This is a genomic window from Pseudoalteromonas sp. US3C1004, from assembly GCF_048401065.1.
Taxonomy (GTDB): Bacteria; Pseudomonadota; Gammaproteobacteria; order Enterobacterales; family Alteromonadaceae; genus Pseudoalteromonas; species Pseudoalteromonas undina.
In genome coordinates, this window is the sequence record NZ_CP183073.1 from 1,153,994 (window position 1) to 1,174,399 (window position 20,406).

At 41.5% G+C, this 20,406-nt stretch carries 20 protein-coding genes; 16 read left to right on the top strand and 4 right to left on the bottom strand.

Annotated features, from left to right (window positions below; all coding sequences use genetic code 11):
• Positions 1–47: 47 nt before the first annotated feature.
• Positions 48–3,281: a ribonuclease E gene (gene rne / locus ACNSN3_RS05350; RefSeq protein WP_418608711.1), complete on the bottom strand. Its 3,234-nt coding sequence runs from the start codon at positions 3,279–3,281 to the stop codon at positions 48–50.
• Positions 3,282–4,056: 775 nt separating this feature from the next.
• Here rne and rluC point away from each other — a divergent pair.
• Together rluC and ACNSN3_RS05360 are read left to right on the top strand one after the other, a co-directional pair.
• Entirely contained in the window at positions 4,057–5,016 is a 960-nt protein-coding gene (rluC, locus tag ACNSN3_RS05355; RefSeq protein ID WP_054200702.1) for a 23S rRNA pseudouridine(955/2504/2580) synthase RluC, read from the top strand.
• Positions 5,013–5,672, top strand: a complete 660-nt coding sequence (locus tag ACNSN3_RS05360) for an HAD-IA family hydrolase (RefSeq protein ID WP_418608712.1) — start codon at positions 5,013–5,015, stop codon at positions 5,670–5,672. Before rluC ends, ACNSN3_RS05360 begins: the two co-directional genes overlap by 4 nt.
• 4 nt (positions 5,673–5,676) lie before the next feature.
• On the opposite strand, the gene ACNSN3_RS05365 is transcribed toward ACNSN3_RS05360, so the two are convergent.
• Complete coding sequence (locus tag ACNSN3_RS05365) at positions 5,677–6,282, bottom strand: Maf family protein (protein WP_418608713.1); 606 nt, start codon at positions 6,280–6,282, stop codon at positions 5,677–5,679.
• 131 nt (positions 6,283–6,413) lie between these two features.
• On the opposite strand from ACNSN3_RS05365, the gene yceD reads away from it, so the two are divergent.
• From yceD to ACNSN3_RS05435, 14 genes are all read left to right on the top strand, one after another.
• On the top strand, positions 6,414–6,938 hold the full coding sequence (gene yceD, locus ACNSN3_RS05370) for a 23S rRNA accumulation protein YceD (RefSeq protein ID WP_008109862.1): 525 nt from the start codon (positions 6,414–6,416) through the stop codon (positions 6,936–6,938).
• Positions 6,939–6,947: 9 nt separating this feature from the next.
• Positions 6,948–7,118: a 50S ribosomal protein L32 gene (gene rpmF / locus ACNSN3_RS05375; RefSeq protein ID WP_008109865.1), complete on the top strand. Its 171-nt coding sequence runs from the start codon at positions 6,948–6,950 to the stop codon at positions 7,116–7,118.
• A gap of 12 nt (positions 7,119–7,130) precedes the next feature.
• Positions 7,131–8,168 carry a phosphate acyltransferase PlsX gene (gene plsX / locus ACNSN3_RS05380; protein WP_418608714.1) on the top strand — a complete coding sequence of 346 codons (1,038 nt, stop codon included), beginning with the start codon at positions 7,131–7,133 and terminating at the stop codon, positions 8,166–8,168.
• 55 nt (positions 8,169–8,223) lie between these two features.
• Positions 8,224–9,150: an ACP S-malonyltransferase gene (fabD, locus tag ACNSN3_RS05385; protein ID WP_054200706.1), complete on the top strand. Its 927-nt coding sequence runs from the start codon at positions 8,224–8,226 to the stop codon at positions 9,148–9,150.
• Between the two features lie 11 nt (positions 9,151–9,161).
• Entirely contained in the window at positions 9,162–9,908 is a 747-nt protein-coding gene (fabG, locus tag ACNSN3_RS05390) for a 3-oxoacyl-ACP reductase FabG (RefSeq protein WP_010389634.1), read from the top strand.
• Between the two features lie 250 nt (positions 9,909–10,158).
• Complete coding sequence (acpP, locus tag ACNSN3_RS05395) at positions 10,159–10,395, top strand: acyl carrier protein (protein WP_008109873.1); 237 nt, start codon at positions 10,159–10,161, stop codon at positions 10,393–10,395.
• 269 nt (positions 10,396–10,664) lie between these two features.
• A complete protein-coding gene (fabF, locus tag ACNSN3_RS05400; protein ID WP_054200708.1) occupies positions 10,665–11,903 on the top strand; it encodes a beta-ketoacyl-ACP synthase II in 1,239 nt (412 codons plus the stop codon).
• A 68-nt stretch (positions 11,904–11,971) separates the two neighbouring features.
• Positions 11,972–12,769: an aminodeoxychorismate lyase gene (pabC, locus tag ACNSN3_RS05405; protein WP_418608715.1), complete on the top strand. Its 798-nt coding sequence runs from the start codon at positions 11,972–11,974 to the stop codon at positions 12,767–12,769.
• Positions 12,769–13,755 carry an endolytic transglycosylase MltG gene (mltG, locus tag ACNSN3_RS05410; protein ID WP_138571355.1) on the top strand — a complete coding sequence of 329 codons (987 nt, stop codon included), beginning with the start codon at positions 12,769–12,771 and terminating at the stop codon, positions 13,753–13,755. Before pabC ends, mltG begins: the two co-directional genes overlap by 1 nt.
• 5 nt (positions 13,756–13,760) lie before the next feature.
• A complete protein-coding gene (tmk, locus tag ACNSN3_RS05415; RefSeq protein WP_010389641.1) occupies positions 13,761–14,387 on the top strand; it encodes a dTMP kinase in 627 nt (208 codons plus the stop codon).
• Between the two features lies 1 nt (position 14,388).
• Positions 14,389–15,303 carry a DNA polymerase III subunit gene (locus tag ACNSN3_RS05420; RefSeq protein ID WP_418608716.1) on the top strand — a complete coding sequence of 305 codons (915 nt, stop codon included), beginning with the start codon at positions 14,389–14,391 and terminating at the stop codon, positions 15,301–15,303.
• Positions 15,304–15,315: 12 nt separating this feature from the next.
• On the top strand, positions 15,316–15,642 hold the full coding sequence (locus ACNSN3_RS05425) for a PilZ domain-containing protein (RefSeq protein WP_010389644.1): 327 nt from the start codon (positions 15,316–15,318) through the stop codon (positions 15,640–15,642).
• A gap of 17 nt (positions 15,643–15,659) precedes the next feature.
• Positions 15,660–16,439 (top strand): TatD family hydrolase, encoded by a 780-nt coding sequence (locus ACNSN3_RS05430; RefSeq protein WP_024601403.1) that lies wholly within the window; start codon positions 15,660–15,662, stop codon positions 16,437–16,439.
• A 4-nt stretch (positions 16,440–16,443) separates the two neighbouring features.
• The gene (locus ACNSN3_RS05435; protein ID WP_418608717.1) at positions 16,444–18,330 is read left to right on the top strand and encodes an alkaline phosphatase D family protein; all 1,887 of its coding nucleotides are present in this window, start codon (positions 16,444–16,446) and stop codon (positions 18,328–18,330) included.
• Between the two features lie 139 nt (positions 18,331–18,469).
• On the opposite strand, the gene ACNSN3_RS05440 is transcribed toward ACNSN3_RS05435, so the two are convergent.
• Positions 18,470–19,786, bottom strand: coding sequence for an O-antigen ligase family protein (locus ACNSN3_RS05440; RefSeq protein WP_198527812.1), 1,317 nt, complete (start codon positions 19,784–19,786; stop codon positions 18,470–18,472).
• A gap of 64 nt (positions 19,787–19,850) precedes the next feature.
• Positions 19,851–20,396, bottom strand: coding sequence for a hypothetical protein (locus ACNSN3_RS05445; RefSeq protein WP_418608718.1), 546 nt, complete (start codon positions 20,394–20,396; stop codon positions 19,851–19,853).
• Between the last annotated feature and the right edge of the window lie 10 nt (positions 20,397–20,406).

The following is a 20,406-nucleotide window of genomic DNA, read 5'->3' on the forward strand; positions in this document are numbered from 1 at the left end:
TTAAAATCAATTAACGCGGTTTTTTAGCTGTTAACTAAACTTAGTGCTTATTCAGCATTAAGTGTTTTAGTCATTGCTGAGCTTGCACGACCAGCAGGTTTTACCGAGCCAGGGCGAAGGCCACTGTCAGGGATTAACTCACGTTTGTCATGTGCCATTGCAACTGATGTATGCTTTATTTCGCTATCAGCTACTGGTGTTGGCTGTGCCATTGGCGCACTTGCATGTCCAGCTGTAATCACTGTTTTAGCGTTTACATTAGCTGAGCTCGCTTGCGACACTTTCTCAGGCTGACTTTCAACTACAGGCGCTTCTTTAGCTTCTACAGGAGTTTCAGTAGCACTAACCGGTGCGGTTTCAGCTTCAACAGCGACTTCTTCAGTTTGCACTTGTTCTTCAGTTTTTACTGGCTCTTCAGTTTGCACTGGTTCTTCAGTTTTTACTGGTTCTTCAGTTTTAACTGGCTCTTCAGCTTTCACTGGTTCTTCAGTTTTTACTGGTTTTTCAGTTTTCACTGGTTCTTCAGTTTTTACTGGTTCTTCAGTTTTAACTGGCTCTTCAGCTTTCACTGGTTCTTCAGCTTTCACTGGTTCTTCAGTTTTCACTGGTTCTTCAGCTTTCACTGGTTCTTCAGTTTTTACTGGTTCTTCAGTTTTTACTGGTTCTTCAGTTTTAACTGGCTCTGCAGTTTTTACTGGTTCTTCAGTTTTTACTGGTTCTTCAGTTTTCGCTAACTCTTCTTCAACAATGTTTTGTTCAACTGCATCAGAGGCATCAACGGCCGTTTTATGTGCTTTTGCTTTTAGCTCTGCTTCATATTCAGCTGCAGCTTGATCAGCAACGGGTACAAACGCAGGCGCTTCATCAGACTTTTCTTGCGCGTTTTCACCTTCAGGGCGACGACGACGCTGACCTGATGCACGAAGATGACGTGGTGAACGACGTGAACGAGTGCGTGTTTGCTCTTGTTCTTCATCTTGTGATACTGCGTTATCGTTTGAATCAACAACAGCTTCTGCTTGTTCTTTAGCAGGTGCAGGTGCTTTTTCATCTGATACAGGCGTTTGCTTTTCAACAACAGGTGCTTGCTCTTTCACTTGTGGCTTTTCTTCTTTCACCACAGGTTGCTCAACAGCTTGTTCTATTGTTTGAACTTGCTCAGCACTTTCGTCTTGTACGCGAACTTTTTTGCGTAAATTACGACGTTGACGACGTACTTTAGGCTTTTGCTCTTTTGGCTCAGCATTCTTATCAGATTTAGGTGCAGTATCCGCTTTTTGAGTTGCCTCTGCTTTTACTTGCGTTTTATCTTCTGTTTTATGCTCAGGACGTTTACGCGTATTTGAATTACGACGGCGCTTATTGCGGTTTTCATTCTTTTCTTGCGTATCATTTACAGGTGCTGACTCATTTTTAGTTTCAGAATCTGTATTACGTTCGTTGCGTGGTTTATTACGTGGGTTATTATTGCGACGACGTTGGTTGTTGTTTCGACGACGATTATCATTGCCACGGTTGTTATTGGTACGCTCTTGAGATTTCTTATCTGTAGACTCTTGTGTTGTTTGCTCACTTTCACTTGCAAATAACGACTTAATCCATTTACCAAGTGCAGTAAATAAGCCAATTTCAGCTTTTGCTTCTACTACCGGCGCTGCTTTTGCTGCTGCTTGTGGAGCAGGGCTAGAAGGCATAACGACACCTTTAAGCTTCGGCTCTTCACGTACAGATGCTGCAGGCGATTTAGACATTTCAAATGCTTCAGGCTCAGGCGCAACAACTTGCTCATAACTTACTGTTTCAAGTGTTTCGTCTTTACGTAAACGCATAACTTCGTAATGTGGTGTTTCCATGTGTTGATTAGGAATAATCACTACATCACATTTATGATGCTTTTCAATGCGGTGAACGCTACGACGCTGCTCATTTAATAAATAAGCGGCAACGGCAACAGGCACTTGTGCGTTTACTTGTGCAGTGTTGTCTTTAATCGCTTCTTCTTCAATCAAGCGTAAAATTGATAGTGCAATTGACTCGTTTGAACGAATAGTACCTTGACCACTACAACGTGGACAAACACCTTGGCTTGCTTCACCTAGTGAAGGGCGTAAGCGCTGACGCGACATTTCAAGTAAACCAAAGCGCGAAATTTTGCCAATTTGTACACGAGCACGATCTGGGCGAGCAGCATCTTTTAAGCGGTTTTCTACTTCACGTTGATGACGTGGAGGTGTCATATCAATAAAGTCGATAACAATTAAACCACCCAAGTCACGTAAACGAAGTTGACGTGCAATTTCATCCGCTGCTTCTAGGTTGGTGTTAAGTGCTGTTTCTTCAATATCACCGCCTTTTGTTGCTTTAGACGAGTTGATATCAATAGAGGTAAGTGCTTCAGTAGGGTCAATAACAATTGAACCGCCTGACGGTAAACGCACTTCACGTTGGAACGCAGACTCAATTTGGCTTTCAATTTGGTAATGCGTAAATAATGGTGTGTCACCTTGATAAAGCTTAACGCGGCTCATAAAGTCAGGACGAAAACGCTCAATGTGCGCTTTAGCTTCTTCAAAAACACGTGGCTTATCAATTAAAATTTCACCAATGTCACGACGTAAATAGTCGCGAATAGCGCGGAAAATCACGTTACTTTCTTGGTGAATTAAGAATGGTGCTTTAGCACTGTCTGCCGCTTGTTGAATGGCTTCCCAGTGGACTAATAATGCTTTTAAATCGTAGTTTAGTTCTTCAAACGATTTACCAACACCCGCAGTACGTACAATTAAGCCCATACCTTTAGGTAGTTCTAGGCGGCTTAGCGACTCTTTAAGTTCAGTACGCTCATCACCTTCGATACGACGAGAAATACCGCCAGCACGAGGGTTGTTAGGCATAAGCACTAAGTAGCTGCCGGCAACACTGATAAAGGTAGTTAATGCTGCACCTTTTTGGCCGCGCTCTTCTTTATCAACTTGTACGATTACTTCTTGACCTTCTTTGATCACGTCGCGAATATTCGGACGACCATGGAAGGTGTAACCTTGCGGGAAGTAAGTACGAGCAATTTCTTTTAATGGAAGGAAACCATGACGATCAGCACCGTAGTCAACAAATGCCGCTTCTAAAGATGGTTCAATGCGTGTGATTTTGCCTTTGTAAATATTGGCTTTTTTCTGTTCGTGACCTGGGCTTTCTATATCTAAATCATATAGGCGCTGGCCGTCAACCAGTGCTACGCGCATTTCTTCTTGCTGCGTTGCATTGATTAGCATACGTTTCATAATGTTACTCTACTAGTTTATGTCGCTGACATGACGATGTTTTTCTCGCCTGTTCAGGTGTTCCTATTTTTAGAATGTGCAGCCTCACGACTGGGTCTTTAACGGAACGGCTCTGTATTTTGGTACGCAGTATTTTAAATGCCGGCAAACAATAGGGTGTTATCACGCTATTAAATTCTAAAAGGATTCAAATGTGTCGGCTATTTAGCTCAATACACGTTTTATCCAGAAGTTGGCCTGTCATATCAATCTTGTTAAATGCATTCATATTAGGTGCGTAGGGCTCTTTAGGTTCAAACCATAGTTTCGTTTTTAAAACTACCGTTATCTATTTTATGAGCAAAAATCGCTACCGATGTTAATGAACGCTTATTTATTAGATTTTTTTAGTTCTAAATAAGCTGCTGTACGGTACTACTACAATATTTGAGCGAATTCTGAACGGCGTGTTTTTACGCCGTCACTATCAGACAAATTATCTGTTCATTGCTTTTACTATCACATTAAAAATCAATTCATGTTCAAACTTAACCAGCAATATATTACGCGCATTGCCGTTAGTTGTGCGCACGTGTTAACTGGGTATGTATAAAAGCTTTGGAAAACTTAACTCGGATCTGTATGATCGGTTACCCAGAATGTGCATCACGAATGTTTTGTTGTGTTAAAAAGCACCGTTGTTATTTGCAAATAATAAATATTTGCGCTGCTGATTATCCCACTATTATAACCGTGTTAGCAACTAAATTATTTTACTTAAATCAGTGATTAGGCAATGTCAGAAAAAACCGGCTTACAAGTAACTTTTGTCACTATCAACGAAGACCACTTAGGTCAGCGTATTGATAACTTTCTTATTACCCATTTAAAAGGGGTGCCTAAAAGCGCAGTTTACAAAATTCTTCGTAAAGGTGAGGTGCGTGTAAATAAAAAACGTATTAAGCCTGTTTATAAATTGCAGCTAGACGACGTTATTCGTATACCGCCAATTAGAGTGTCAGAGCGTGAAGAGTTTGTACCGTCAAAACTCGATAAAGTAACGCGCCTCGAAGACGATATATTATTTGAAGATAAATACCTAATTGTTATTAATAAGCCCTCAGGCATGGCTGTGCATGGCGGTAGTGGCTTAAGCTACGGGCTTATTGAAGCATTACGTGTTTTACGCCCAGAAGAGCGCAGCCTTGAGCTAGTGCATCGGTTAGACCGCGATACTTCAGGTTGTTTACTTATTGCTAAGCGTCGCTCAGTGCTGACCGCTTTGCATGAGCAATTACGCGAAAAAACCATGGAAAAAAATTACTGGGCATTGGTAGAAGGCCAATGGGACTCTAAAACAAAAAATGTAACGGAAGGTTTGCGTAAAAATACCCTTAAATCGGGTGAGCGCGTAGTACGTGTTGATAACACGGAAGGTAAACCGTCGCATACTCGTTTTAAAGTGCTTGAGCGTTATAACGATTGTTCATTAGTACAAGCATCCCCTGTAACTGGTCGTACTCACCAAATTCGTGTGCACACTCAGTGCCAAGGTCATGCCATTGCGTGTGATGATAAGTACGGCGACCAAGGGTTTGACGAGTCAATGCGTAAACGTGGTTTAAACCGCTTATTTTTACACGCTCATGATTTAAGCTTCTACCATCCTAAAAACGAAACCACCATGCGAGTAGAAGCACCGCTGGATAAAGCACTATCAAGCTGTTTGGTTAAACTTAGAGCAGCAAAAGCGTGAATTTAACGCCGATTAAAAAATATAAGCTAGTAATTTTTGATTGGGACGGCACCATTATGGATTCAATTAGCAAAATCGTTAATTGCATTCGCAAAAGTGCCCAATCGCTTAATATTGAGCCGCCAAGCGATACCGCCAGTAAAAATATTATTGGTTTATCGCTTGAAAACGCAATCGCAACCTTGTTCCCTGAACGCAGTGAGCATCACGAAGCGCTTATTGCAGGGTATAAACAGCAATATGCACTTGATACCACCCCAACACCGGTGTTTGATCACGTTGCACAGGTACTCACTGCGTTAAAAAGCCAAGGCGTAATATTGGCGGTTGCCACAGGTAAAAGCCGAATAGGGCTGGAACGCCTTCTAGATGAAAGCCAGTTGCGTCACTTTTTTAGTGCTACGCGAACCAGTGACGACGCTAAATCAAAGCCAGCTCCTGATATGCTTTATCAATTGCTTGAAGAGCTAGGGGTAAGTGTTGATGAAGCGCTAATGATAGGCGACACCCAAATAGATATGGCAATGGCAAAAGCCGCAGGTATGGATAGAATAGGGGTAACCATGGGTGTGCACAACGCTGCGCAACTCAATGAATTAACCCCGATTGCAACCGCTAACAACTATCAGCAGTTGCAAAATATATTACTCGGTTAATCAGTTAATTTGCGCTAGGCACTTGAGCTGCTAATACATCAACACCAAACTCAGCCAATAATTGGCTGAGTTTAATGAGTGGTAAACCAATTAAACTGTTTGGATCATCACCACTGAGTCTCTCAAATAAACAAATACCCAAGCCTTCACTTTTAAAACTTCCTGCACAGTTATAAGGTTGCTCTGCATCGCAATAAGCACTTATTTGCGCCGTTGTTAACGTTTTAAAGGTCACATTGAATGGCTCAACAATGGTTTTGCATTGCTTAGTGTCTATATCGTATACACACAAGCCAGTTAAAAAAGTGACTGTTTGCCCGCTAAATAAGCTCAATTGCTTTATTGCGTTTTCTTTATTGTGCGGCTTACCTAATATTTGCTGATTAAATACAGCAACTTGATCTGAGCCAATCGCGAGACCTTGGTCAAAATGAGCGACGGCTGCAGCTGCTTTTAATTCACTGAGGCGCTTAACAAGCGTGCTTGGTGTTTCGTTTTTATGCGGCGTTTCGTCAACATCTGGCGAAAACGTTTCAAACGGCAGATTAAATTTTTGTAATAAAGACTGCCTAAATGGCGAGCTTGAGGCTAATATAAGGGGGTGCTTCATGGCATGTTTTCCTAGCGTAAATCAGATTGAGTTAGGATAAATCAGATCCGTGAGTAAAACACGTGAAAAACAACGTAAAATTGGTTTTTTACTTTGACTAACTTACTAACTATCTATATGATGCAGCCCCTATGCAAAAGGTGAAAATTCCCATCACCCTTCATCCGGGCAAAGCAGCTCAGCATCGTTTAAAGTATGACGGCGTTGTACCGCTTGAGAAACTTCCTCGTTTACGAGGGGTTATCCAGGAAGAAGTAGGTGAAATAGCGGTAAAAATTCATTGCAAAAACGATGAGCAAGGTTTAGTTGTGATTAGTGGCAATTTGTCCACACACGTAACTGTAACTTGTCAACGTTGTAATGGTGATTTAGGGTTGGATTTGGATCAAGACTTTGTGTATTCGCCAGTCGGTTTGGATGCAGAGTCAGATGATCTTCCAGAAAGCTACGACGAAGTAGCACTTGATGAAAATGGTGAAATAGACGTATTTGAGCTAATCGAAGACGAACTTATTTTAGCAGTGCCATTAGTGCCTACCCACAACGAAGCTTCATGCAGTTATACAGCAGAGCCTGCCAGCTTTGGTGTTTTAAAGGCGGAAGATGATAAACCAAATCCATTTGATATTTTGAAACAACTTAAGAAAGATTCTTAGGAGAAGACTATGGCTGTACAAAAAAGCAAAAAGTCTCGTGCAAGACGCGGCATGCGCCGTTCACACGATGCGATCAGTGGTCCAACTTTAACTGTAGACCAAACATCTGGTGAGACTCATCGTCGTCACCATGTGACTGCAGATGGTTACTACAAAGGCGTTCAAGTAATTTCTAACTAAGAGATTGCTTATATGCTGACTAATCTAACCATAGCGTTAGATATGATGGGGGGCGATTATGGCCCCCGTTCATCTATACCCGCAGCCGTTCGTGCGGTAAATGCTAATGCCAACTTAAAACTCATTTTATGTGGCAACGAGCAAGTAATAGCTAAACAATTAGAATCACTCGATTCACTTTCTCATCCCAGATTAATAATTCGCCATTGTAACGACGTTGTTACCAATGCCTGCGAACCCGCTGTTGCTGTACGCTCAAAAAAAGATTCCTCCATGCGAATTGCCCTTGATTTAGTTAAATCGGGTGAAGCGCAAGCCTGTGTTAGCTCTGGCAATACAGGGGCGCTATTTTTTATGGCGCATTACGTATTAAAAATGCTTCCAGGGGTTAAACGTCCCGCACTTATCTCTGCTGTACCTACTGAACGTAAAAACCCCGTTTACCTACTCGATTTAGGCGCCAACGTGCATTGTGATGCACAAATGTTGTATCAGTTTGGCATTATGGGATCAGTGGTTGCAGGTCAAGCACTTGGCTGCGATAACCCTAAAGTGAGTTTATTGAATATTGGTGCTGAAGATATAAAAGGCCACGAAGAAATTAAGCAAGCCGCACAATTAATGCAACAAAGCGAGCTGATTAATTATATTGGTTACAGTGAAGGCAGTGATATTTTTTCTGGCAAGGCCGATGTTATTGTCTGTGAAGGCTTTGTTGGTAATGTTGCACTTAAAACCTGTGAAGGCATTGCTAAACTTATCATGAAAAAGTTTACCCGTGCCCTTGAAAAGCACGTCGTTTACAAGTGTATGGCGTTTATGTTGGCGCCAATCATAAAAAAACTCTATAAAAGAGTGAACCCCGACCAGTATAACGGCGCTTCTCTGGTAGGATTGCGCGGTATTGTTGTTAAAAGTCATGGAAATGCCTCAGCTAAAGCATTTCATGCTGCAATCGACGAAGCAGTGAAAGAAGTAGAACGTCAACTTCCAGATAAAATAGCTGCTATTTTCGAAAAAACACATTCTAAAGACACGGCGGTTGAATAACAGTTAACGTGCCGTGTTACACATTATTTATTTTGTTTAATTATAAGAGCAAATTATGGCACAAAAAATTGCACTTCTTTTTCCAGGTCAAGGCTCGCAAACTGTGGGTATGTTACAAGAGCTACTAGCGAGTTCTGACATAGTAAAAGCCACATTTGCAGAAGCTTCAACCGCACTTGGTTACGATCTAGCAGACCTTGTACTTAACGGTCCAGAAGAAAAACTAAATCAAACACACCGTACTCAGCCTGCACTATTAACCGCAAGCGTGGCTATTTATCGTCATTGGTTAGCTGCAAACCCAGATGCAGACGTCGTTATGGCAGGTCACAGCTTGGGTGAGTATTCAGCTTTAGTATGTAGCGATGTGATCAGTTTAAGCGAAGCCGTAAAACTGGTTGAAAATCGCGGTTTATACATGCAAGAAGCCGTACCTGCTGGTGTAGGTTCTATGGCCGCAATCATTGGTTTAGGCGACGATGAAATTAAAGCCGCTTGTGCAGCAGCGGCACAAGGTGAAGTGGTTTCTCCAGTAAACTATAACTCGCCAGGGCAAGTGGTTATTGCCGGTCATAAAGATGCAGTTGATAGAGCCTCTGTTGCTTGTAAAGAAGCCGGAGCAAAACGTGCACTGCCATTATCGGTAAGCGTACCGTCGCATTGTGAACTAATGAAACCAGCTGCTGAGAAATTAGCCGCCGATTTAGCCGCTTTAACATTTAATACACCTAAGTGTGATGTAATTAATAATGTTGATGTAAAAGCAGAAGGTTCAGCAGATGCAATTAAAGAGGCATTAGTGCGCCAGCTGTATAGCCCAGTACGCTGGACCGAAACGGTTCAAGCACTGGTTGCACAAGGTGTAACGCAAAGTTATGAATTTGGTCCTGGTAAAGTACTAACCGGGCTTGCAAAACGTATTGATAAAGCGATGGTGTGTGGTTCAGTTAACGACCTTGCATCAATCGATTCAGCTAAATAAGAGTATATAAAATGAGTAATTTATTTTCTTTAGAGGGCAAAGTTGTCCTGATCACTGGCGCTAGCCGTGGTATTGGTAAGGCCATTGCAAACACATTAGTAGCACAAGGTGCAAAAGTAGCGGGCACAGCAACAAGCGAGTCGGGTGCGGCTAAAATTAGTGACTACTTAGGTGATAACGGTAAGGGCTATGCGTTAAACGTAACCGATCCTGCATCGATTGAGGCGACATTAGCGGCAATTAAAGCCGATTTAGGTGATATTGATGTATTAGTAAATAATGCAGGTATTACGCGCGATAATTTATTGATGCGCATGAAAGAAAATGAGTGGGATGATATTATCGATACCAACTTAAGTTCTATCTTCCGTTTATCTAAGGCCGTACTTCGCCCAATGATGAAGAAAAAGAACGGCCGTATCATCAATATCGGCTCCGTAGTGGGTACTATGGGTAATGCGGGTCAAGCCAACTATGCAGCAGCTAAAGCGGGTGTTATCGGCTTTTCTAAGTCACTAGCGCGTGAAGTAGCTTCTCGTGGTATTACTGTAAACGTGGTAGCACCTGGTTTTATTCAAACAGACATGACCGATGATTTGACAGATGAGCAAAAAGCAGCAACGCTTGCAAACGTACCTGCGGGTCGTTTAGGTCAGCCAGATGAGATTGCAGCTGCAGTATGTTATTTAGCATCTGACGCCGCTGCGTATGTATCAGGTGAAACTTTGCATGTAAATGGTGCGATGTACATGGTTTAAGTTCGCAATGCGAATTAAATAAACTATAAATTGCATGCGGGTTTGCTAAAAAATATTGAATTTTTCGCAAACTTGCTTTAAACATACTTGAAATCGCTGTGAAAATAAGCGATAAAAGATAAAATAAACACTCAAGAGGTTTGACCAGCAAATTATTTATGGTCAAAAGATTGAATCAGAGAATTATCGGACGTAAACTACGCCGCAATCTGAAAATAACGCATTGGCGTTTTTAATAAAGGAAAGAAGAATGAGCGATATCCAAGAACGCGTAAAGAAAATTATCATCGAACAGCTAGGTGTTAAAGAAGAAGAAGTTAAAAACGAAGCTTCATTCGTTGATGACCTAGGTGCAGACTCTCTTGATACTGTTGAATTAGTAATGGCTCTTGAAGAAGAGTTCGATACTGAGATCCCAGATGAAGAAGCTGAAAAGATCACTACAGTACAATCTGCAATCGATTACGTTACAGCTCACGCTGAGTAATTAATCGCAAATTAAGGGCAGCATTCGCTGCCTTTAATCTTTATATCCAAACCACCTCAAAGTCCATGATTCAATTCCAAACCCTCACTCATCATCAGCAATTAAATTGTTATTGCTCAGCGTTGGTTATTGGTTTGAGACTCGCACTTTGAGGTAGCTTGGGTATGATCATCCCCAATACTAATAACATAACTAGCAACAGCGTTAGCGCTGAAATAAACTGAGCTAAGTTAATTGGTATAATAATAATTCCTTATTGGAGGCAAACCGTGGCTAAACGTCGTGTCGTCGTAACTGGCTTAGGAATGTTGACGCCGCTAGGCAATGATGTTCAATCAACCTGGCAAGGCTTATTAGATGCTAAAAGTGGTATTCAAAATATTACCCACTTTGATACATCAAAATTTGGTACTCACTTCGCTGGTTTAATCAATGATTTTGATGCATCGGCTTACATGTCACCAAAAGATGCTAAAAAAATGGATTTATTTATCCAGTATGGCATTGCAGCGGGTGTTCAAGCTTTTCAAGATTCTGGCCTCGAAGTTACTGAACAAAACGCATCACGCATTGGTGTAGCGGTGGGTTCAGGCATTGGTGGCTTAACCCTTATTGAAGAAAACCACGTAAAATTATTAAACAGCGGCCCACGTAAGTTATCGCCGTTTTATGTACCGTCTACCATTATTAATATGATCTCGGGTCATTTATCGATAATGCATGGCCTCCGTGGTCCTAATATTTCAATTGTAACGGCATGTACTACAGGCCTGCACAACATTGGTCACGCCGCACGTATGATTGCCTACGGCGATGCCGATGCAATGGTTGCCGGTGGTGCAGAAAAAGCATGTACGCCAATTGGAATGGGTGGCTTTAACGCCGCACGTGCGCTTTCAACGCGTAATGACGATCCACAAGCAGCGTCTCGCCCGTGGGATAAAGACCGTGATGGTTTCGTACTTTCCGATGGTGCCGGTGTGGTGGTTGTTGAAGAATACGAACACGCTAAAGCCCGTGGCGCTAAAATTTATGCAGAACTTGTTGGTTTTGGCATGAGTGGTGATGCCTACCACATGACCTCACCACCAGAAGATGGCGCAGGTGCAGCCCTGGCAATGGAAAACGCATTAAACGATGCGCAAGTAAATGCTGAGCAAGTTGGCTACATTAACGCACACGGTACGTCTACTCATGCGGGTGACAAAGCAGAAACGTCAGCAGTTAAAACCATTTTTGGTGATTCAGCTAAAGATGTAATGGTAAGTTCATCAAAATCTATGATGGGTCACTTACTTGGAGCTGCAGGTTCTGTTGAGTCGATAGTGTCTATTTTATCGTTGACCGAGCAAAAAGTGACGCCAACAATTAACTTAGATAACCCAGACGAAGGCTGTGATTTAGATTACGTACCGCATACAGCACGTGATGCTAAACTTGATTACGCTTTGTGTAACTCATTTGGGTTTGGTGGTACTAATGGCTCGTTACTGTTTAAAAAGGTATAATCTTTTTTAACAACGAACGACAATAAGAACCCAGTTGTTTAACTGGGTTTTTTTATGTGTAAAAAAATATGCAAACAATAATAGCAGCAAACGAAACCAGTAGCATAAGCACCCGTGATAGGGGCTTAAACTATGGCGATGGCTTTTTTACCACCGCAATTATTACTGATGGACAGGTTGAGCATTGGGCTTATCATAAAGCACGCTTGATTGAATGCGCGCAGCGTTTAGGGTTTCCGGCGCTTGAGTTTACAGCTCTTGAGTCGCACATTACTCAGCAAGTAGCATCACAGGCGCAAGCGGTTGTTAAAATCGTGGTAACACGCGGCGAGGGCGGGCGAGGCTATGCGCCACCAAGTGAATGTAATTTAAATATTATTGTGAGTGTTTTACCTTATCCAAAACATTACAATAGCTTACCAGATACGGGCATTAGTTTAGCTATTAGCCCGATTAAGCTGGCCGTTCAACCTCATTTAGCTGGGCTTAAAACTTTAAATAGGCTCGAACAAGTATTGATCAAAAATGCCCTGCAAGCTCAGCACAGCGATGATGCGTTAGTCCTTGATTGCAACAACAATGTAATTGAAACCTCAGCGGCTAATATTTTTGCAATAAAAAATAATAAAGTATTTAGCCCAAGGCTAGATGAATGCGGCATTAAAGGTGTTTTTCTACAATCTTTATGTGATAAATTAGCTGTTGAATTTAAAACTGTCAGCGTTGATGACCTTACCCAAGCAGACGCCGTATTTTTATGTAACAGCTTAATGAAAATTGTGCCCGTAAAAAGCCTAGACGAGCACTATTTTGATATTGTGCACAGCCAATCATTACTAAACGAGTTACTAGCCAAGGAGGCTTAGTGTTAAAAGTTATATTATCAGTATTACTACTGGCTTTCTTTAGCTCTGTGATTGGCTACCAGCAATTACAAGCAACCATTCAAACGCCACTAAAGGTAGCTACTAATACCCAATTTAAAGTTGAAAAAGGCACCGGTTTTAATAAGTTATGTCGCCAATGGCAACAGCAGCAGTGGCTAGAGGATTGCTGGCGGTTTCAAATATTAGCTAAACTCGATCCAACCTTGACTGACCTAAAAGCAGGTTTGTACGAGCTAAGCGCAGATAGCGTAATAAACAACATAAAAAAAATAAACCAGGGTGAGCAAATTAGTTTTAGTTTTACCATTATTGAAGGTCAAGCACTTAGAGATGTATTAAATACGGTAAAAATTGCTCCACATTTACAAAACGATTTAAAGCTCGAACAGCTTGGCGAGCAAATAATCGGCAAGCAAACTCACCTTGAAGGGTGGCTATTTCCCGATACTTATCATTATCATAGTAACGACAGCGCGAGTAGTTTATTAAAACGCGCTGCGCAAAAAATGCAGCAAACATTGGCAGATGCATGGCAGCAACGGGCAAGTGATTTACCTTACAATACCGCCTATGAAGCCCTGATAATGGCTTCTATTATCGAAAAAGAAACCGCGCTTGCCAGTGAGCGCCCGTTAATTGCTTCGGCGTTTATTAATCGCTTAAATACCAATATGCGCTTACAAACCGATCCAACCGTAATATATGGACTAGGCGAAGATTTTGACGGCGATATCAAACGTAAAGACTTAAGAAATTACACGCCGTATAATACTTATCGTATTAACGGATTACCGCCCACACCGATTGCCATGCCCTCCAAAGAAGCCATTTTAGCGGCGGTAAACCCGCCCAAAAGCGAGTATGTTTACTTTGTAGCCAAAGGCGATGGTAGCCATCAGTTTTCAACCACATTAAAACAACATAATGCGGCGGTTAACCAGTATATTTTAAATAAAAAGAATTAGTGTTTATGAAACCAAAATTTATAGTTATAGAAGGCCTAGAGGGCGCGGGTAAATCTACCGCCATTGCCCTGTGCCAAGATTTTTTAAATCATCACCATGTTGATTTTATCAATGTGCGCGAACCCGGTGGAACACCACTGGCTGAATCGTTACGTACTTTAGTAAAAGCAGAACACCAAGAAGAAATAGCTTTTGAAACTGAGCTGCTAATTATGTATGCCGCGCGTTCACAACTAATGCATAATGTGATCAACCCAGCGCTTGAACAAGGCCAATGGGTATTGGCTGATCGTCACGATTTATCGTCACAGGCGTATCAAGGCGGTGGGCGAGGAATTAGTGCAAACACGTTAGCGTCGCTATCGTCTATGGTGTTAAAAGGTTTAAAACCCGATTTAACTATTTACTTAGATATAGACCCTGTTATTGGCCTTGAACGTGCAAAAGGCCGTGGTGAGCTAGATAGAATTGAGCAAGAAGCCATTGAGTTTTTTCAGCGCACCCGTATGCGTTACATTGAGCTTGCAAATGATGACGACAGCATAAAAACAGTTGATGCCAACCAAAGCATCGATAAAGTGCACCGTGATATTACCAATGTACTACGCACGTTTTTTTCAGGGTTAAAATAATATGGCATTGCCGTGGCTTAATGAGGTAGAGCAACGCTTAACTCAAAGCTATAAAGCGCAACGTTTTCATCATGCGCAACTGTTTTGTGGGCCCATTGGGGTTGGCAAATTTGAACTAAGTGAGCAACTCGCAAACAGTTTGTTATGCCAAAATACGCAAGCACAGTTAAGTAGCCCCACTAGCGTACTAAGACCTTGTGGGCAATGCAAAAGTTGCTCATTAAACTTAGCGGGTACACACCCAGACAAACGCATTACCCAAGTAGAAGGGCAAAGCATAGGTGTTGATGATATTCGCGGCATAAGCAATTTTATGCACCAGTCCGCGGCTCAAAATGGCAATAAAGTAGCGATTATTCAAAACTGCGAAAAAATGACCACCGCAGCCGCTAATGCGTTATTAAAAACCCTTGAAGAGCCAAGTAATAGCCGGTTTTTAATTTTGACTACCAGCCAAGTGGCGCAGTTACCAGCGACTATTTTAAGCCGTTGTGCTAAAACCGAGGTTAAAGTAACTAATAATCAATTAGCTCAACAATGGCTTAGCTCTCTAGATGTGCCTAATTATCCGTGGTTGTCGTTATTTTTTAGCCAACCACTACAAGTAAAGCAGTGGCAACAGCAAAATCAGCTAGAAAATATTGATACGCTTTATAAATTTGCAACTGAGTTTAAACAAAGCCATAATTTCAATGCGTTAGTCGATATAATAAATAAACAGCCTGAGCTTGTTCGTATTTTCACTTTATTTTTGAGTGAGCAGCTTAAACAACAGCTTTTAAATGGTATGAGTTTTGACTCTTACCAAGTAGCTCAGCAAGCGCTGAATGATTTTTTACAGAATAATATACAAATACTTGGGCTAAATTTACCGCTTGCGGTATCACGACTAGCGTACATATTACGTAACCAATAAAAAGGACTAAATATGCAAGAGCTATTAGTAGATATAGACGACCTTGACGAACTATATCGCTGTTACATGCCTTTTTTAAAAAAAGGTGGCTTATTTGTACGCACCAATATGCGTTATGAACCAGGATATTCACTTGCCTTACGCGTTACCTTGCCAGATGCGCTAGAAGATGACGTGGTAACCGGAAAGGTTACGTGGGTCACTCCACAAGGCGCTCAGAGCTCAAATCCACCGGGGATCGGCATTAGCTTTTTAGATGACAAAACCAATCTAAACGCGAAGATCGAAAAACTGCTGGGGACTATGTTAAACTCCGGCAATCCAACTTATACCATGTAGTAAAAACAGGCCTTATTTTGATTGTAGATTCTCATTGCCATTTAGACCGTCTTGATTTTGATAAACTCGATTTAAACCTAGACCAAGTACTTGATAACGCTCGCGCTAAAAAAGTAGAACATTTTTTATGTGTAAGCGTCACACTTGATCAGTTCCCCAATATGCTAGAGCAAATAAAACATTACAACGACGTTTCTGCGTCATGTGGTGTGCACCCGCTTGATCAAAAAGACGCACTCAATAAACAGCAATTAATTGATTTAGCCTCACACGACAAAGTAGTAGCCATTGGCGAAACTGGGCTTGATTATTACTATGCAAAAGACACTCATGCAGTGCAACAAGCGAGTTTTGTTGGCCATATTGAGGTAGCTAATGAATTACAAAAGCCACTTATTATTCATACCCGTGATGCCCGTGCCGATACTATTAATTTAATGCGTGAGCACAAAGCAGAAAATTGCGGTGGAGTATTGCACTGTTTCACTGAAGATTGGGATATGGCCAAAAAAGCCATTGATATGGGCTTTTATATTTCTATTTCAGGCATTGTGACTTTTAAAAATGCGGTAGAGCTTAAAGAAGTAGTAAAACAAATTCCACTCGATCGACTGCTTATTGAAACCGACTCGCCTTACTTAGCGCCAGTACCATATCGTGGTAAAACTAATCAGCCAGCGTATGTTGAAGACGTTGCTTATTACATTAGTGAGCTCAAAGGCATTAGCTTTAACGAGTTGGCAAAAGCCACTACTGATAACTTTTACTCTTTATTTAAATTAGCAGCTAAAGGCTAACCTCATGACGACTCTCTCGGTGCAACACCCACTGTTATTTATGGGGCCCATGGTGCGCCGAGCAGAAAAAACCGCAGTATGTATTCAGTTTGCTACTTCAAAGCCAGTAAATTGCCGTCTAGAGCTAATTAGCCACGAATGTTATAGCGAACAAGACACCATAAGGCTAGGGGAGCATTTATTCTTACAGTTTGTGGTAATTAAACCTATAAACAGCCAATTCCCGCGCGATACCTTATTATCATACCAACTATTTTTTGATGATAGCCCTGTTGATTTATCTGCGTTTAGCTTTAACAATAAGCCATTACCTGAATTTGTGATCCCCAAAAAACTGACACAAATATTACATGGTTCGTGCCGCAATGCGCATCATCCTGCAAAAGACAGCCTAGTAAGTTCAAGCCATTGGCAAGCTGTACAACGAAGTAATGAGCAGCAGGGGGCACAATTATTATTACTTTCGGGCGATCAAATTTATGCCGACGATGTAGCTGGCCCCATGTTATTAGCGATACATCAGTTAATTAAGCACTTAGGTATTTATAAAGAGCAGCCACTTGATTTAGATTTACCCGCTGACATTGCAGAGCAACTGTATGGTCGCCATTACTTGCTGCCAACTACCTCATGGAAAAATCGCTCAAAACTAGGTATTGGCTATTGGTTAAAAAAGGACGAACCGCATTTTTCTAGTGTAAAAGCGTATAACCACCTAATTCATTTTGAAGAGTTTGTAGCGCTATATTTGCTTAATTTTAGTAGCCAAGCATGGCAATACATTGACTTAAATGACTTAAATGACTTAAATGACTTAAATGACTTAAGTTACTCGGGGAGTAACGAAAAAAATCAAACGCTATTTAATGCAGAAAAAGCCGCATTAATTGACTATGCACAAGGTTTAGCAGAGGTAGAGCGATTGTTTGCCAATGTATCTACCTTAATGATGTTTGATGACCATGATGTAACCGACGATTGGAACCTCACCGCAGGGTGGGAGCAAGCCATTAATCAAAACCCTAGCAGCAAGCGTATTGTAAATAATGGCTTAGCGAGCTATTGGTTGTTTCAGGGTATGGGCAACGACGCACTACAAAAAACCGGATCGTTACTGAGCCCTTTTAACGACTGCTTAGCTGGCGACAAGCAATGGCAATTTAAAGCGTTTGATAAACACCTTAACGACTTTAGCCATTGGCATTATGAGTTAATGACCATTCCTAAAGTGGTGGTGCTCGATACCCGTACGCATCGTTGGCGTAACGAGCAAAACTTTAACGAACCTTCAGGTTTACTTGATTGGGAACGCCTCACAGAGCTTGAAGAAAGCCTATTAAGCCATGACCAAGTAATTATTGTATCGCCTGCTCCCGTGTTTGGGGTTAAATCGATAGAGGCAATTCAAGCGGTGTTTAATATGTGTGGGCAACCACTTATGGTTGATGTAGAAAACTGGATGGCGCACGAAGGCTCAGCCAAAAAGTTACTTAACACCTTTAGGCGTACCGACACCCCAAACGAAACGCTGATTTTATCCGGCGATGTACATTATTCATTTTGTTTTTCGGTGCAAAAACGTTTTGGTGATCACCCCAACAGAATTTGGCAACTGACTGCAAGTGGCATTAAAAATGAGTTTCCGCGAAAGCTAATAAATGTACTCGACAAGCTCGACTCTATTTTATACGGCCCCAAAAGCCCACTAAACTTTTTTACCAAACGCTGGCATATGGAAGTAGACAAACACCAAACTAAAGGCAAAGGGCAAAAGTATCTAGTAAGCGATTCAGCGATTAGTTTAGTCACGCTTGAAGCGGGTAATTTAGCAAGGTACCAGTTAATCCACGGCGACGGCCATACCACCGAATTTGATTTAGAAGAGCAGTGATTTAATACAAGAATTAGGTCGCTATTATTGCCAGCTTGTAGCAGTGATTTCATGTCGCGTCATTTTTTTAATGTCGCGAGCGACGGGCGACGGGCGACGGGTTTCGAGATTAGGCCCGTAACCCGACCCCCGCAGCCCGTTAACTTCGTCGTTTTTTAATCCGTTTTGGTGCCGGTAACTTATTGGTTAATATAGCTAAACAAAGTACTACTATAAACAGCATTGAGTTTGCGCCGGCTTGCAAGGAGTAATCAACCGAGGAATGCAGCATCATGGCTACAATGGCCGTTGCACAACCGAACGCAACACCTTGGTAAAGCGCTGTTTTACGTGTTCTCATAGTATTAATACATAACCACAAACAATAAAGCACTAGCAGCCCTAGCAACGCTGTGGCAGGAATACCCAGTTCAACTGCAAATTGTACATAATCGTTATGCGCATTGTCGTAGTAGCCAGAGTAGGGCTCAGATTGATACGCAGGAAACGCAGTATAAAAAGTACCGCCACCAGAGCCTAATAACGGGTTATCTAAAATAAGTGGAATTGAGTCGCGGACAACTTCATCACGTGTTTCCGATTGCAAACTAGTCTCGCTAATACGTTGTTTTACTTTTTCTACATCGAAAATGGCACCAATAATGATTAAATCGATAATGAAAAAGCTCACAATCAGCAATTTAAAGGCCTTAGGCTTTTGCTTATAAACAAACAGCGCCAGTAAGCTCACTATAATTAAAGCGATAAAAAAGGCCGAGTTACCCATACGGCTGCGAGTTAAAATAAGCGCCACAATAATAATAATTAACGAAATTCGTAAAATTATTTTAGAACTCAATAATATTTCGGCCCAAGCGCGTAATGTTTGTTTTACAGTGGGCTGATAACCGCTGTTAGAGCGTTTTAGTTCACTGATTAAAACACCAATACCTAAGCATAAGCACAGCGCTAAATAGTTAGCTAAAAAGTTAGAGTAGGTAAAGGTGCCAATAGCGCGGTCTGTGTGCTTGTAACCAAACAAAGGGCTTACTATATCGGGTGATAAGTTTAAATAACTAGCATACAAAGCTTGAAATACACCGGCACAAATAACAGCATAAATTAATTTTTTAATTCGCTCGGCACTATTGCAGTAGTTAAATACGAGCCAGCTCAACATGAGTAAAAAGCTGGTTTTTAATAACATTTGTTTGGTTTGAAATGCATCAACGCTTACGCTAAATAGTTGTATACCACAAACTAAAACAACTGCACTTAGAGTAAAAAATAGTGGCCAAGAATAGCGGGGTGGAAACAGCGATTGGTTGTTATTTAACACACTGTGGGTAAGGTGAGTAATAAAGGTAAAGCTAGTTAAAATGCCAATAGCTAAAATTGCCCAAGGTCGGTAACTACCTAAAGGAAGAGGGAGTAAAAATAGGGTCAAACAAATAAGAAAGAATATAAAGCGATTCAAAATAAACTCAAACAAAGTAAAAACGCAGCCAATAGGCTGCGTTTAAATATACTAAAAGTAAAAACTAGTTACCGACTTCAGATATACCGTTATCACCGCCTGTACCACCAGAACCTGGAGGTGTAGGTAATGTTGGTAAGCTTATTACTGGTGGAGCTGGCTGGCCAGTACCCGGACCTGCAGCAGTTGCTTCAGAAGCGGTCGTAGCATCAACACCCGCAGTAATTGCTGCCAGTGTAATTGCATCAGAGTCTAAGCCTGCAGCTGTAAGTGCAGCTAAAAAGTCAGAAATTAAAGGGTTATCTGCACCAAAGTTAGCTACAACAGCGGCAACCATTGCATCAATATCTGCAGCGCCACATGCGCCATTAAGCAGCTTTTCGTCTAACTTAACTTCTTCTTTGTTTTTACAAATGCGTTTAATAGCTTCTACTAAATCTTCGCGTAATTGCTCAGGTGAAGTATCTGCTGTTACATTATTCAGAATATCAATTATGCTATTTATGCCCACTTCTTGAACCACCGCAGCATTATCCGTTTGTGCATAGGTTGGAAGAGCAGTAAGTGCTGTTGCGCTAGCGACTAAGCCAGCTAAAAGTAATTTTTTCATTTCTCGTCCC

Excerpts from the sequence above, each read along its gene's own strand:
- rne (WP_418608711.1), bottom strand. The coding sequence starts at position 3,281 with ATGAAACGTATGCTAATCAATGCAACGCAGCAAGAAGAAATGCGCGTA.
- rluC (WP_054200702.1), top strand. The coding sequence starts at position 4,057 with ATGTCAGAAAAAACCGGCTTACAAGTAACTTTTGTCACTATCAACGAA.
- ACNSN3_RS05365 (WP_418608713.1), bottom strand. The coding sequence starts at position 6,282 with ATGAAGCACCCCCTTATATTAGCCTCAAGCTCGCCATTTAGGCAGTCT.
- yceD (WP_008109862.1), top strand. The coding sequence starts at position 6,414 with ATGCAAAAGGTGAAAATTCCCATCACCCTTCATCCGGGCAAAGCAGCT.
- rpmF (WP_008109865.1), top strand. The coding sequence starts at position 6,948 with ATGGCTGTACAAAAAAGCAAAAAGTCTCGTGCAAGACGCGGCATGCGC.
- plsX (WP_418608714.1), top strand. The coding sequence starts at position 7,131 with ATGCTGACTAATCTAACCATAGCGTTAGATATGATGGGGGGCGATTAT.
- fabD (WP_054200706.1), top strand. The coding sequence starts at position 8,224 with ATGGCACAAAAAATTGCACTTCTTTTTCCAGGTCAAGGCTCGCAAACT.
- fabG (WP_010389634.1), top strand. The coding sequence starts at position 9,162 with ATGAGTAATTTATTTTCTTTAGAGGGCAAAGTTGTCCTGATCACTGGC.
- acpP (WP_008109873.1), top strand. The coding sequence starts at position 10,159 with ATGAGCGATATCCAAGAACGCGTAAAGAAAATTATCATCGAACAGCTA.
- pabC (WP_418608715.1), top strand. The coding sequence starts at position 11,972 with ATGCAAACAATAATAGCAGCAAACGAAACCAGTAGCATAAGCACCCGT.
- tmk (WP_010389641.1), top strand. The coding sequence starts at position 13,761 with ATGAAACCAAAATTTATAGTTATAGAAGGCCTAGAGGGCGCGGGTAAA.
- ACNSN3_RS05420 (WP_418608716.1), top strand. The coding sequence starts at position 14,389 with ATGGCATTGCCGTGGCTTAATGAGGTAGAGCAACGCTTAACTCAAAGC.
- ACNSN3_RS05425 (WP_010389644.1), top strand. The coding sequence starts at position 15,316 with ATGCAAGAGCTATTAGTAGATATAGACGACCTTGACGAACTATATCGC.
- ACNSN3_RS05435 (WP_418608717.1), top strand. The coding sequence starts at position 16,444 with ATGACGACTCTCTCGGTGCAACACCCACTGTTATTTATGGGGCCCATG.
- ACNSN3_RS05445 (WP_418608718.1), bottom strand. The coding sequence starts at position 20,396 with ATGAAAAAATTACTTTTAGCTGGCTTAGTCGCTAGCGCAACAGCACTT.